Here is a 12408-nt window from a genome sequence, read left to right on the forward strand (position 1 = left end):
GGCCTCGAGGTCGGCCGGGACGCCTACGTGCACAAGCAGGTCGCGCCGCGCACGCTGCTCGCGCGGATCAAGGCCCAGCTGCGCCGCGCGCCCGCGCGCGTGACCGAGAGCACCGCGCCGCAGCCCGAGCGCTACGCGGCGATCGGAGCGCATAAAAAAACCCCGGCTTTACCGGGGTTTTTCATTTGAGGCGAACGAAGCTTACGCGACGCGCGCCGTCGGCTCGACGCCGGCCGCTTCGGCCAGGGCGAGCGCCTTGTCGGTCGCTTCCCACGAGAATTCCGGCTCTTCGCGGCCGAAGTGGCCGTAAGCAGCGGTCTTCTCGTAGATCGGGCGCAGCAGGTCGAGCATCTTGATGATGCCCTTCGGACGCAGGTCGAAATGCTCGCGCACGAGCTTCGTGATCACCGCATCCGACACGCGGCCCGTGCCGAACGTGTTGACCATCACCGAGGTCGGCTCGGCCACGCCGATCGCGTACGACACCTGGATCAGCGCGCGCGAGGCGAGGCCCGCGGCGACGATGTTCTTCGCGACGTAGCGGCCTGCGTACGCGGCCGAGCGGTCGACCTTCGACGGATCCTTGCCCGAGAACGCGCCGCCGCCGTGCGGTGCGGCACCGCCGTAGGTATCGACGATGATCTTGCGGCCGGTCAGGCCGCAGTCGCCCTGCGGGCCGCCGATCACGAACCGGCCGGTCGGGTTCACCAGGAACTTGATGTCGCCCTTGATCAGGTCGGCCGGCAGCGTCGGCTTGATGATTTCCTCGATCACGGCTTCGCGCAGCGCCGGCAGCTCGATGTCCGGTGCGTGCTGCGTCGACAGCACGACGGTGTCGATCGAATCGGGCTTGCCGTCGACGTAGCGAACCGTCACCTGCGACTTCGCGTCCGGGCGCAGCCATTGCAGGCGGCCGTCGCGACGCAGGCTGGCCTGGCGCTCGACGAGGCGGTGCGACAGGTAGATCGGCAGCGGCATCAGTTCCGGCGTTTCATCGCACGCGTAACCGAACATCAGACCCTGGTCGCCCGCGCCCTGGTCGAGGTTGTCGTCGTGTGCACGATCGACGCCCTGGGCGATGTCCGGCGACTGCTTGTCGTACGCGACGAGCACCGCGCAACCCTTGTAGTCGATGCCGTAGTCGGTGTTGTCGTAGCCGATGCGCTTGATCGTGTCGCGCGCGATCTGGATGTAGTCGATGTTGGCCGTCGTGGTGATTTCACCGGCCAGAACGACGAGACCCGTGTTGCACAGCGTTTCCGCCGCGACGCGGGAATATTTGTCCTGCTCGAGGATGGCATCGAGGATCGCGTCCGAGATCTGGTCCGCGACTTTGTCCGGATGGCCTTCAGAGACGGATTCGGACGTGAAGAAATAATCGTTTGCCACTTTTTCAGGCTCCTGTGTGGTTACGGTTGGTTTCACGTAGCCAGCTTCGTTGGGCCTGAAGCGGCGACGCTTTAGCGGATTACCAGGACCGGGCAGCGTGTGTGACGCCAACCGGCTTCGCCCCGCAAGTTGTCAGTTAACTCGGCGAAGCCCGTATTATAGCGGCTTTCCTGAATTGTCACAGAGCGCCGCCCGTGCTGCATCTTCCGCTGTCTCACCACCCTGTTCGCAAAGCGCCGGCCAGCCGGTCCCACGGAGGTTTCGCATGCTAGGTCGTCTAGCCACGCACCTCGCCATTGGCTTGCTGAAACTGCTCGCCCTGTTGCCGTACGGCCTGACCGCACGGTTCGGCGATGGTCTCGGCTGGCTGCTCTACAAGATCCCCAGCCGGCGAAAGCGCATCGTACACACCAATCTGAAACTCTGCTTCCCTGACTGGAGCGACGAACGCCGCGAGGAAATTGCCGGGCAGCATTTCCGCCATGCGATCCGCAGCTACGTCGAGCGCAGCGTGCAGTGGTTCGGCTCGGAGAAGAAGCTCGCGAAGCTGATCCAGGTCGACAGCGCGGTCGATCTCGACGATCCGGACCTGCCGCCGACGCTGTTCCTCGGCCTGCATTTCGTCGGCATCGAGGCCGGCTCGATCTGGCTGAATCGTTCGCTGCACCGCCGCTGCGGGTCGCTGTACCAGCCGTTCTCGAACGCGGTGCTCGAGGAAGAGGCGAAGAAGGCGCGCGGGCGTTTCGACGCCGAAATGGTCGGCCGCGCGGACAGCGCGCGCGTCGTGCTGCGCTGGCTGCGCGACCGCAAGCCGGTGATGCTCGGCGCCGACATGGACTACGGGCTGCGCAATTCGACGTTCGTGCCGTTCTTCGGCGTGCCCGCCTGCACGCTGACGGCGGTCGGCCGGCTCGCGAAGACGGGCCGCGCGCAGGTCGTGCCGTTCATCGGCGAGGTGCTGCCGAACTACAAGGGCTATCGTCTGAAGGTATTCAAGCCGTGGGATCACTACCCGACCGGCGACGACGATCTCGACGCGCGGCGAATGAACGCATTCCTCGAGGAGCAGATCCCGCTGCTGCCCGAGCAATACTATTGGGTTCACAAGCGCTTCAAGACGCGTCCGAACGGCGAGCCGAGCCTGTACTGAGCCACGCTCACGAGAGCGCGGTCACGTGCGTGCCCGCGCTCTCGCCACCTTGGGCACGCCTTTCGCGCGCGCCTGCCACAAGTCGTAAGCGGATTGCTGGGCGAGCCACAGATCCGCGCGACCGCCGTTTTCCTCGCCAAGCCACGCCTCGATGCGCAACGCCATTTCCGGCGAGATCCCCGCATGACCATGCAGAATGCGCGACAACGCCGCACGCGTGACGCCGAGTTGCGCCGCGGCCTCGGTGACGGTCAGGCCGAATGCCGGCAACACGTCGTCGCGCAGCGCTTCGCCTGGGTGCGGCGGATTGAAGATGCGAGTCATCGCTTGAATCACCTCAGTGGTAGTCCTGGTAATCGACCAGGACGGCGTCGGCGCCCTCGAAACTGAACGTCAGACGCCAGTTGCTGCTCACGCTCACCGCGAAATGGCCGTCCAGTCCACGGGCAAGGCCGTGAAACCGCCAGCCCGGCACGTTCATGTCGAGCGGCCGGCTCGCGACGTCGAGACGTGCAAGCTGACGCCGTAACCTTGGCGCATGGTCGGGCCGGATGCCGGCCTTGTTCCCGCTCGTGAAAAACGCTTCCAGCCCCTTGTGCTGCCACGACTTGATCATGGATCTCCCACATTCGAGTCGCGATGCCGACAGCATGGCCCATGCGTATAGCCACACTATACGAATCGCTTGATTGCCTCGTCAATTTGACCTGTACGAAAGTGCGCGTCCACGCCATCCCGTGTTTTCGCCGAACCCTGCTGGCACCACGACAGGCCCGTCACACCGCATCAATCTGCCCGCCTGTCGCACACGCGACCAGTCGACCGATCGGCAGATGTACCCTATTTCGCCCCCGCCCTCTCCCCGCCCTCCCCCCGCCCGCGCAGGACGCCCCTGTCGGCTGCATGTATCATTTGCGGTTGAGATCAGCACGACGAACGAGGCCGCCCGGCATGGCGCGGCGTCGCGCGCACCGCGCTGACCGCCTTGTTCGCCATGGAAATCCGGACCCAGTGAAACTCTCGTTCACCAAGATGCACGGCGCGGGCAACGACTTCGTCGTGCTCGACGGCTATTCGCGCGCATTGCCGCCGCTCACGGAAGCGCAGGTGCGTGCGCTCGCCAACCGCCACTTCGGCATCGGCGCCGACCAGCTGCTGCTCGTCGAGAAACCGACCGTCGACGGCGTCGATTTCAAGTACCGGATCTTCAATTGCGACGGCGGCGAGGTCGAACACTGCGGCAACGGCGCGCGCTGCTTCGTGAAGTTCGTCAGCGACCGCGGCCTGACCGACAAGCGCAGCGTGCGCGTGCAGGTGATGAAGGGCCTGATCACGCTGACGATGCAGGACAACGGCGAAGTCGTCGTCGACATGGGTGCGCCCGTGTTCGCGCCGGCGCAGGTGCCGTTCGACGCCGCGGGCCTCGACGGCCGCACCGACGGTCGCGACACGCTGTGGCCGCTCGACGTCGGCGGTGCGACGCGCTGGATCTCGACGGTGACGATGGGCAACCCGCACGCGGTGCAGGTCGTCGACGACACCGAGGCGTATCCGGTGCTGGAAGAAGGCCCGCTGATCGAGCACCACGCGCGCTTCCCGGAGCGCGTGAACGCCGGCTTCATGCAGATCGTGTCGCGCAGCGAAGTGAAGCTGCGCGTGTACGAACGCGCGGCGGGCGAGACGCTCGCGTGCGGCACCGGCGCGTGCGCGGCGGTCGCAGCCGGCATCCGGCGCGGCCTGCTCGATTCGCCGGTGACCGTGCACACGCACGGCGGCACGCTGACGATCAGCTGGGACGGCGCGCGCGACGAAGCCGCCGCGCTGATGATGGCCGGCCCCGCCACGACCGTGTTCGAAGGCGAGATCGACCTGAACGTCTGACCCTGCAACGTCCTTGATAACTGAACGCTCCCGCCACATGAACGATCGCGAAGTCGCCGACTACCTGCTCGCCAATCCCGAATTCTTCGCGCAGCACGCCGAACTGCTCGCGACGATCCGCCTCGCGAACCCGCACGGCAAGGCCGCGATCTCGCTGCAGGAGCGGCAGATGGAGATGCTGCGCGACAAGAACAAGCATCTCGAGCGCCGGCTCGCCGAACTGGTGCGCTACGGCCACGAGAACGACAGCCTGTCCGCGAAGTTCAGCCGCTGGACCGCGCGCGTGATCGCGGAACGCGATCCGTATGCGCTGCCGCGCACGATCGCCGACGGCATCGCCGAAGTCTTCGACGTGCCGCAGACGGCGCTGCGCGTGTGGGACGTCGCCGACACCTACTCGCAAGCCGACTTCGCGCGCCAGGTCGGCGAGGAAGTGCGCCTGTTCACGAACGGGCTGTCGACGCCGTACTGCGGGGCGAACACGGGCTTCGAGGCCGCGCAGTGGCTCGCGCCCGCGATCGCCGCGCATGCGGCGGAAGGCGCGGAAGCCGCGCCGCCGGCCGGCGACGGCTCGGCCGCATCGGTCGCGCTGCTCGCGCTGCGTGCGCCGCTCGCCGGCAACGATGCGCCCGCGTTCGGCCTGCTCGTGCTCGGCTCGCCCGACCCGCGCCGCTTCCACGACGGGATGGCCACCGACTTCCTCGCGCAGATCGCGACGCTCGCGAGCGCCGCGCTCACGCGCCTGCTGCCGCACTGATCCTTCCGCACGCGATGACAGACGATCCGATCGCCGCCTACCTGTCGAACCTGAAGCACGTCAGGCAGCTGTCGGAACACACGCTGCGCGGCTACACGCACGAACTCGACGAGCTGAAGAAGCTCGCGAACGGCCGGCCGCTCGAAGCGCTGACGGCCGCCGACATGCGCGGCGCAGTCGCGCGTGCACATTCGGGCGGGCTGTCCGCCCGGTCGATCTCGCACCGCCTGTCCGCGTGGCGCGCGTTCTACCGCTGGCTCGCGCAGCGCGTCGAGATGCCCGCGAACCCGGTCGCCGCGGTGCGCGCGCCGAAACGCGCGAAGACCTTGCCGAAGGCGCTGTCGGTCGACGATGCATCGGCGCTGATGGACGCGCCGCTCGCCAACACGACCGAAGGCATCCGCGATCACGCGATTCTCGAGCTGTTCTATTCGTCGGGGCTGCGCCTCGCCGAGCTGATCGGGCTCGACGTGATGTACACGCAGGCCGACGGCTACCGCTCGACCGGCTGGCTCGACCTCGCCGAAGCCGAAGTCACCGTGCGCGGCAAGGGCAACAAGGAGCGCAAGGTGCCGGTCGGCCGCAAGGCGATCGATGCACTGAACGCGTGGCTCGCGGTACGCGGCGAATTCGTGAAGCACGATCCGCATCCGCTGTTCGTGTCCGTGCGCGGCAACCGGATGTCGCCGGGCGTCGTGCGCGAGCGCGTGAAGCGCGCGGCGCTCACCGCGGGCATCCCCGCCAACGTCCATCCGCACGTGCTGCGCCACTCGTTCGCAACGCACGTGCTGCAGTCGAGCGGCGACCTGCGCGCGGTGCAGGAGCTGCTCGGCCACGCGAGCGTCTCCGCGACGCAGGTCTATACGTCGCTCGACTTCCAGCATCTCGCGAAGATTTACGACAGCGCGCACCCGCGCGCGAAGAAGCGCGACTGACGCGCGCCCCGTATTACCCGCCGCGCGCGGCGACCGGCCACGGCCGGCTTCGCGCACGGCCCATTTCGATCTCATCATGCAAACCGTCACCCTCAAGCCGTCCAAGGAAAAATCGCTGCTGCGCCGCCATCCGTGGATCTACGCCAATGCGATCGACCGCGTCGACGGCAAGCCCGCGCCCGGCGCGACCGTGCTCGTGCGCGCGCACGACGGACGCTTCCTCGCGCGCGGCGCGTACAGCCCGCAATCGCAGATCCGCGTGCGCGTGTGGAGCTTCGACGAGAACGAGCCGATCGACCACGCATTCTTCAAGCGCCGCGTGCAGCGCGCGGTCGCGCACCGCACGACGATGGTGTCGGGCACGGGCGCGGTACGGCTCGTGTTCGGCGAAGCCGACGGGCTGCCGGGGCTGATCGTCGACTATTACGTCGCGGACACCGCCGAAGCCGGCGCCGCCCCGCGCGGCCAGCTCGTCTGCCAGTTCATGGCCGCGGGCGTCGAGGCGTGGAAGGACGCGATCGTGAAGGCGCTCGTCGGCGCCACGGACTGCCCGAACGTCTACGAACGCTCTGACGTATCGATCCGCGACAAGGAAGGGCTCGAACAGACGACCGGCATACTGGCCGGCGACGCGCCGCCCGCGACACTGATCTCGAACGAAAACGGCGTGCGCTATCACGTCGACGTGCCGAACGGCCACAAGACGGGCTTCTACGTCGACCAGCGCGACAACCGCGCGCTGGTGGCGCAGTACGCGGCCGATCGCGACGTGCTGAACTGCTTCTGCTACACGGGCGGCTTCTCGCTCGCGGCGCTCAAGGGCGGCGCGAAGCGCGTCGTGTCGATCGACTCGTCGGGCGATGCGCTCGCGCTCGCGCAGCAGAACGTCGTCGCCAACGGCTTCGACGCCGAACGCGCGACCTGGCTCGACGCCGACGCATTCAAGACGCTGCGCCGCCTCGTCGACGAAGGCGAGCGTTTCGACCTGATCGTGCTCGATCCGCCGAAGTTCGCGCCGACGCGCGACAGCGTCGATCGCGCGGCGCGCGCGTACAAGGACATCAACCTGAGCGGCTTCAAGCTGCTGCGCCCGGGCGGCCTGCTGTTCACGTACTCGTGCTCGGGCGCGATCGACATGGACCTGTTCCAGAAGATCGTCGCGGGTGCGGCCGCCGACGCGAAGGTCGACGCGCGCATCCTGAAGCGCCTCGGCGCGGGCGTCGATCACCCGCTGCTCGCGGCCTTCCCGGAAGGCGAATATCTGAAGGGCCTGCTGTTGCAAATCGTCTGATCGCCCCGATCTACGCGCGTAACCGTTCGCCGGCCGCGCCCTGGCGCCCGGCGGATCCGCGCTCCCGCCTGTCGTTCGGACGACGGGCGAGGGCTTGACAGGTATGTTTCAATGGATGGTTGTGCGCCCCGGCTGGAAAAGCCTCGGGGCGCGACGCACATCCTGGTTTTGACCCCGATTCACGAACCACAGGCGATTGACATGGCCACTCCCGTCACCATCCTCACCGGCTTCCTCGGCAGCGGCAAGACGACGCTGCTCAAGCGCATCCTGAACGAACAGCACGGCATGAAGATCGCCGTGATCGAGAACGAGTTCGGCGAAGAGAACATCGACAACGAAATCCTCATCCAGGATTCGAACGAGCAGATCATCCAGATGAGCAACGGCTGCATCTGCTGCACGATCCGCGGCGACCTCGCACGCACGCTCGGCGATCTCGCCGCGAAGAAGCGCGAAGGCAAGCTCGACTTCGACCGCATCGTGATCGAAACGACCGGCCTCGCAAATCCGGGCCCGGTCGCGCAAACCTTCTTCATCGACAGCGAAATCGCCGACGATTTCCTGCTCGACGCGGTCATCACGCTGGTCGATGCGAAGCACGCGAACGCGCAGCTCGACGAGCACGAGGTCGTGCAGCGCCAGGTCGGCTTCGCCGATCGCCTGTTCATCACGAAGTCGGACCTGGTCGACGACCAGACGGTGGCCGGCCTCAAGCACCGCCTGATGCACATGAACCCGAAGGCCGCGATCAAGGTCGTGAACTTCGGCGAAGCGGACATCAAGGAAATCTTCGACCTGCGCGGCTTCAACCTGAACGCGAAGCTCGAGATCGACCCCGACTTCCTCGCCGAGGACGATCACGCGCACCACCATCACGATCACGACCATGATCACGATCACGCCAGTTGCGACCACGATCACGGTCAATGCGCGCACGATCACGACCACGGCCACCACCATCACCACCACGCGCACCACGACGACAAGATCAAGTCGTTCGTGTACCGCAACGACCGCCCGTTCGACCCGAACAAGCTGGAAGACTTCCTTGGCGGCATCCTGCAGATCTACGGCGAGCGGATGCTGCGCTACAAGGGCGTGCTGTACATGAAGGGCGTCGACCGCAAGGTCGTGTTCCAGGGCGTGCACCAGATGATGGGCAGCGACCTCGCGTCGAAGTGGCTGCCGGTCGAGAAGAAGACGAACAAGATGGTGTTCATCGGCGTCGATCTGCCGCAGGACCTGATCACCGACGGCCTCGACGCCTGCCTCGCCTGACGCGCGCGGGCAACCGCCGCACATGCCGCCGCGGGGCCGCCTCGCAGGCGGCTGCGGCGGCCGGGGGGCGCCCTTTTTGGGCAGGGTTTCGCCGTCATCGCTTTTTCGCGATTTGCGCGTTATATTTTCTAGATATTGGCGCAGCCGACGGGGATCGACCCGATACGGCGCCCGCTTGCGATTCAGTTACAATACGTGCCCGCTGGAGTACGGCAACAAACAGGCCCGGTTCTTGCTGAACCAGTTTTCCGGGCATCGCAACCGCGCCGGATCGCCAATCCGCCTCCCGGCCGCGGCCGATGCGATGTGCCGCGCAGCACACCGGTTCGCAGCGCGCGCAACTCCGCGCCAGGCCTATCCTGGTATTTGAGAACCGGTTTTCCAGAGGCTTTCGGCCCCGCGGCGGCAAATCGCAAATGATTGCAAGCGCGGTTGCGGGTAATCCCAAAGTGCAGGCAATATCTATCGATTTGCCGCACATTGAAGAAGCAAGCAGATGACGAAGAAACTCTTGACCGAAGCCGAAATCCTGAAGATGAGCGACAAGGATTACATGAATGAGGATCAGCTCGCCTTCTTCAAAAATCGGCTCGAACAGTTGCAGGCGGACATCCTCAAGAATGCAGGCCAGACGACCGAGAACCTGCGCGAGACGGTGATCGTGCCCGATCCCGCCGATCGCGCGACGATCGAGGAAGAGCACGCGCTCGAACTGCGTACGCGCGATCGCGAACGCAAGCTCCTCAAGAAGGTTCAGCAGTCGCTCGCCCGCATCGATTCCGGCGATTACGGCTGGTGCGAGGAAACCGGCGAGCCGATCGGCATTCCGCGCCTGCTCGCGCGTCCGACCGCCACGCTGTCGCTCGAGGCGCAGGAGCGCCGCGAGCTGCGCCAGAAGCTGTTCGGCGACTGATCGAGCGGCGTTCCGCTCAGACACGCTGCTTCCCGAAAGCGCGCGGCCTGCCGCGCGCTTTTTGTTTTTCCGGCACCGGTTCCCCGCCGGCCGCCGATTTGCCCACCCCGCCTCTTGATATCCCGGCGCCCGCCCTAAAATGAAACGGACGCGCGCCGGGCCGCTTCCCGGCGCACTGCGAGTTACGCGGCGGCGCCTCGCGCCCCCCGACTCTTCCCCGTTTTTCTCAAGGAACGCAGATGGAGCAATTTCACGGCACGACCATCGTTTCGGTCCGGCGCGGCGACAAGGTCGCGCTCGGCGGCGACGGCCAGGTAACCCTCGGCAACATCGTCATGAAGGGTGGCGCGCGGAAAGTGCGGCGGATCTACAACAACCAGGTGCTGGTCGGATTCGCGGGCGGCACCGCCGATGCGTTCTCGCTGCTCGACCGCTTCGAGGCGAAGCTCGAGAAGCACCAGGGCAACCTGACCCGTGCGGCCGTCGAGCTCGCGAAGGACTGGCGCACCGACCGGATGCTGCGCCGCCTCGAGGCGATGCTGATCACGGCCGACGCCACCACCACGCTCGTCATCACCGGCAACGGCGACGTGCTCGACCCCGAGGAAGGCATCTGCGCGATCGGCTCGGGTGGTGCGTATGCGCAGGCGGCAGCCCGCGCGCTCGCGGAAAACACCGAACTGTCGCCGCGCGAGATCGTCGAGAAGTCGCTCAAGATCGCCGGCGACATGTGCATCTACACGAACCACAACCGCATCATCGAAACGATCGAGTAAGGACCGCACCATGAGCACCATGACCCCTGCCGAGATCGTCTCGGAACTCGACAAGCACATCATCGGCCAGGCGAAGGCGAAGAAGGCCGTCGCGGTCGCGCTGCGCAACCGCTGGCGCCGCCAGCAGGTCGCCGACCCGCTGCGCCAGGAAATCACCCCGAAGAACATCCTGATGATCGGGCCGACGGGTGTCGGCAAGACCGAAATCGCACGCCGCCTCGCGAAGCTCGCGGATGCGCCGTTCATCAAGATCGAAGCGACCAAGTTCACTGAAGTCGGCTATGTCGGCCGCGACGTCGACAGCATCGTGCGCGACCTGATCGAGATCTCGGTCAAGCAGACACGCGAATCCGAAATGCGCAAGGTGCGCAGCAAGGCGACCGACCAGGCGGAAGACCGCATCCTCGACATCCTGCTGCCGCAACCGCGCGCGGTGGGCTTCGGCGGCAACGCCGAGCACGCGAACGACGACAACAACGTGACGCGCCAGACGTTCCGCAAGCGCCTGCGCGAAGGCCAGCTCGACGACAAGGAAGTCGAGCTCGATCTCGAGCAGCCGTCGGCCGGCATGGACATCATGGCGCCGCCGGGGATGGAAGAGATGACCGAGCAGATCCGCTCGATGTTCTCGAACCTCGGCAGCGGCAAGAAGCAGCGCCGCAAGGTGAAGATCAAGGAAGCGCTGAAGCTGCTGACCGACGAGGAAGCGGCGAAGATGCTCAACGACGAGGAAGTGAAGACGAAGGCCGTGCAGAACGTCGAGCAGAACGGCATCGTGTTCCTCGACGAGATCGACAAGATCACGTCGCGCAACAACGAAGGCAGCGGCGGCGAAGTGTCGCGCCAGGGCGTGCAGCGCGATCTGCTGCCGCTCGTCGAAGGCACGACGGTCAACACGAAGTACGGGATGGTGAAGACCGATCACATCCTGTTCATCGCGAGCGGCGCGTTCCACCTCGCGAAGCCGAGCGACCTGATTCCGGAACTGCAGGGCCGCTTCCCGATCCGCGTCGAGCTCGACTCGCTGTCGGTGAACGATTTCGAAGCGATCCTCGTCGCGACCGACGCAAGCCTCGTCAAGCAGTACCAGGCGCTGCTCGCGACCGAAGACGTACAGCTCGAATTCGCCGACGACGGCATCCGCCGCCTCGCGGAGATTGCCTATTCGGTCAACGAGAAGACCGAGAACATCGGTGCGCGCCGGCTGTACACGGTGATCGAGAAGCTGCTCGAGGAAGTGTCGTTCTCGGCCGGCAACCACGCCGGCGAGCGCGTGACGATCGACGCGAAGTATGTCGACCGCGCACTCGGCGAAGTGTCGCAGGACGAAGACCTGTCGCGCTACGTGCTGTAACGCGCACGGCGTCGGACGAAAAACGGGCGGCCCCTTTCGTCCGGGGCCGCCCGTTTTCGTTGGCGCTCCGCTTACTGCCGCACCGGCTTCTTCGCGAGCTTGCGCTGCAGCGTGCGGCGGTGCATGTTCAGCGCACGCGCGGTCGCCGAAATATTGTTGTTGTTCTCGGCCAGCACGCGCTGGATGTGCTCCCATTCGAGCCGGTCGACCGACAGCACGACCGGATTCTCGAGCGCTTCGTCGGCCTGCACTTCGGTCGCGTTGGTCTGCAACGCGGCCAGGATCGACTCGATGTTCGCGGGCTTCGCGAGATAGTTGTCGGCGCCTTCCTTCACCGCCTGCACGGCGGTCGCGATGCTCGCGTAGCCGGTCAGCACCAGGATCCGCGCGTCGGGCTGCAGGTCGCACAGCGGCGCGATCAGGCTCAGGCCCGAATCCTCGCCGAGATGCAGGTCGACGGTGATGAACTGGAACTTGCCGCCCGCGGCGAGCCGCAGCGCCGCCTCCTTGTCGTGCGCCTGCTGGACCGCGTAACCGCGCCGCTCGAGGCCGCGCGCGAGCGTGCCCGCGAACACCTCGTTGTCGTCGATCACCAGGAAATTGTTCTCGCTCATGTGGTTTCTCCGTCTACGTGTTGGTTGAGGCGGCCGATGCCGCGACGCGCACGACCGGCAGCCGCAG

13 protein-coding genes and 1 pseudogene are annotated in these 12408 nt (G+C 66.1%); 10 read left to right on the forward strand and 4 right to left on the reverse strand.

The features are described 5' to 3' along the window. Window positions 1-99, forward strand: a pseudogene (locus G3N96_RS34470) (DNA-binding response regulator); the annotation flags it as partial. Window positions 100-201: 102 nt separating this feature from the next. Here G3N96_RS34470 and metK read toward each other — a convergent pair. Continuing rightward, window positions 202-1389: a methionine adenosyltransferase gene (gene metK, locus G3N96_RS34475; RefSeq protein ID WP_039353866.1), complete on the reverse strand. Its 1188-nt coding sequence runs from the start codon at window positions 1387-1389 to the stop codon at window positions 202-204. 265 nt (window positions 1390-1654) lie between these two features. On the opposite strand from metK, the gene lpxL reads away from it, so the two are divergent. Beyond that, window positions 1655-2539 carry a lauroyl acyltransferase LpxL gene (gene lpxL / locus G3N96_RS34480; RefSeq protein WP_089426564.1) on the forward strand — a complete coding sequence of 295 codons (885 nt, stop codon included), beginning with the start codon at window positions 1655-1657 and terminating at the stop codon, window positions 2537-2539. A 21-nt stretch (window positions 2540-2560) separates the two neighbouring features. Here lpxL and G3N96_RS34485 read toward each other — a convergent pair whose 3' ends face one another. Then, window positions 2561-2863 carry a HigA family addiction module antitoxin gene (locus tag G3N96_RS34485; RefSeq protein WP_011353533.1) on the reverse strand — a complete coding sequence of 101 codons (303 nt, stop codon included), beginning with the start codon at window positions 2861-2863 and terminating at the stop codon, window positions 2561-2563. Between the two features lie 13 nt (window positions 2864-2876). Continuing rightward, window positions 2877-3155 (reverse strand): type II toxin-antitoxin system RelE/ParE family toxin, encoded by a 279-nt coding sequence (locus tag G3N96_RS34490; protein WP_206139969.1) that lies wholly within the window; start codon window positions 3153-3155, stop codon window positions 2877-2879. Between the two features lie 395 nt (window positions 3156-3550). Between G3N96_RS34490 and dapF the strand changes: the two genes are divergently transcribed. The 8 genes from dapF to hslU all read left to right on the forward strand — a co-directional run bounded on the left by dapF (window position 3551) and on the right by hslU (window position 11727). Next, on the forward strand, window positions 3551-4420 hold the full coding sequence (dapF, locus tag G3N96_RS34495; RefSeq protein WP_124582011.1) for a diaminopimelate epimerase: 870 nt from the start codon (window positions 3551-3553) through the stop codon (window positions 4418-4420). Window positions 4421-4457: 37 nt separating this feature from the next. Continuing rightward, the gene (locus tag G3N96_RS34500; RefSeq protein WP_206139970.1) at window positions 4458-5177 is read left to right on the forward strand and encodes a DUF484 family protein; all 720 of its coding nucleotides are present in this window, start codon (window positions 4458-4460) and stop codon (window positions 5175-5177) included. 14 nt (window positions 5178-5191) lie between these two features. Then, window positions 5192-6112: a tyrosine recombinase XerC gene (gene xerC, locus G3N96_RS34505; RefSeq protein ID WP_206139971.1), complete on the forward strand. Its 921-nt coding sequence runs from the start codon at window positions 5192-5194 to the stop codon at window positions 6110-6112. Between the two features lie 76 nt (window positions 6113-6188). Continuing rightward, entirely contained in the window at window positions 6189-7403 is a 1215-nt protein-coding gene (locus G3N96_RS34510; protein ID WP_124582005.1) for a class I SAM-dependent rRNA methyltransferase, read from the forward strand. Between the two features lie 201 nt (window positions 7404-7604). Continuing rightward, window positions 7605-8684 (forward strand): GTP-binding protein, encoded by a 1080-nt coding sequence (locus G3N96_RS34515; protein WP_039353847.1) that lies wholly within the window; start codon window positions 7605-7607, stop codon window positions 8682-8684. A 496-nt stretch (window positions 8685-9180) separates the two neighbouring features. Beyond that, window positions 9181-9597 (forward strand): RNA polymerase-binding protein DksA, encoded by a 417-nt coding sequence (gene dksA, locus G3N96_RS34520; RefSeq protein ID WP_006477498.1) that lies wholly within the window; start codon window positions 9181-9183, stop codon window positions 9595-9597. Window positions 9598-9836: 239 nt separating this feature from the next. Then, entirely contained in the window at window positions 9837-10373 is a 537-nt protein-coding gene (gene hslV, locus G3N96_RS34525; protein ID WP_021156275.1) for an ATP-dependent protease subunit HslV, read from the forward strand. A 10-nt stretch (window positions 10374-10383) separates the two neighbouring features. Then, entirely contained in the window at window positions 10384-11727 is a 1344-nt protein-coding gene (gene hslU, locus G3N96_RS34530; RefSeq protein WP_124582001.1) for an ATP-dependent protease ATPase subunit HslU, read from the forward strand. A gap of 71 nt (window positions 11728-11798) precedes the next feature. Here hslU and G3N96_RS34535 read toward each other — a convergent pair whose 3' ends face one another. After that, complete coding sequence (locus G3N96_RS34535) at window positions 11799-12341, reverse strand: response regulator transcription factor (RefSeq protein ID WP_206139972.1); 543 nt, start codon at window positions 12339-12341, stop codon at window positions 11799-11801. Between the last annotated feature and the right edge of the window lie 67 nt (window positions 12342-12408).

The organism is Burkholderia sp. Se-20373, from assembly GCF_017104705.1.
In the GTDB taxonomy this organism is placed as follows: domain Bacteria; phylum Pseudomonadota; class Gammaproteobacteria; order Burkholderiales; family Burkholderiaceae; genus Burkholderia.

Coding starts and splice junctions, on each gene's coding strand:
- lpxL (WP_089426564.1), top strand. CDS start 1,655: ATGCTAGGTCGTCTAGCCACGCACCTCGCCATTGGCTTGCTGAAACTG.
- G3N96_RS34485 (WP_011353533.1), bottom strand. CDS start 2,863: ATGACTCGCATCTTCAATCCGCCGCACCCAGGCGAAGCGCTGCGCGAC.
- G3N96_RS34535 (WP_206139972.1), bottom strand. CDS start 12,341: ATGAGCGAGAACAATTTCCTGGTGATCGACGACAACGAGGTGTTCGCG.
- G3N96_RS34490 (WP_206139969.1), bottom strand. CDS start 3,155: ATGATCAAGTCGTGGCAGCACAAGGGGCTGGAAGCGTTTTTCACGAGC.
- G3N96_RS34500 (WP_206139970.1), top strand. CDS start 4,458: ATGAACGATCGCGAAGTCGCCGACTACCTGCTCGCCAATCCCGAATTC.
- dksA (WP_006477498.1), top strand. CDS start 9,181: ATGACGAAGAAACTCTTGACCGAAGCCGAAATCCTGAAGATGAGCGAC.
- xerC (WP_206139971.1), top strand. CDS start 5,192: ATGACAGACGATCCGATCGCCGCCTACCTGTCGAACCTGAAGCACGTC.
- hslV (WP_021156275.1), top strand. CDS start 9,837: ATGGAGCAATTTCACGGCACGACCATCGTTTCGGTCCGGCGCGGCGAC.
- G3N96_RS34510 (WP_124582005.1), top strand. CDS start 6,189: ATGCAAACCGTCACCCTCAAGCCGTCCAAGGAAAAATCGCTGCTGCGC.
- G3N96_RS34515 (WP_039353847.1), top strand. CDS start 7,605: ATGGCCACTCCCGTCACCATCCTCACCGGCTTCCTCGGCAGCGGCAAG.
- hslU (WP_124582001.1), top strand. CDS start 10,384: ATGAGCACCATGACCCCTGCCGAGATCGTCTCGGAACTCGACAAGCAC.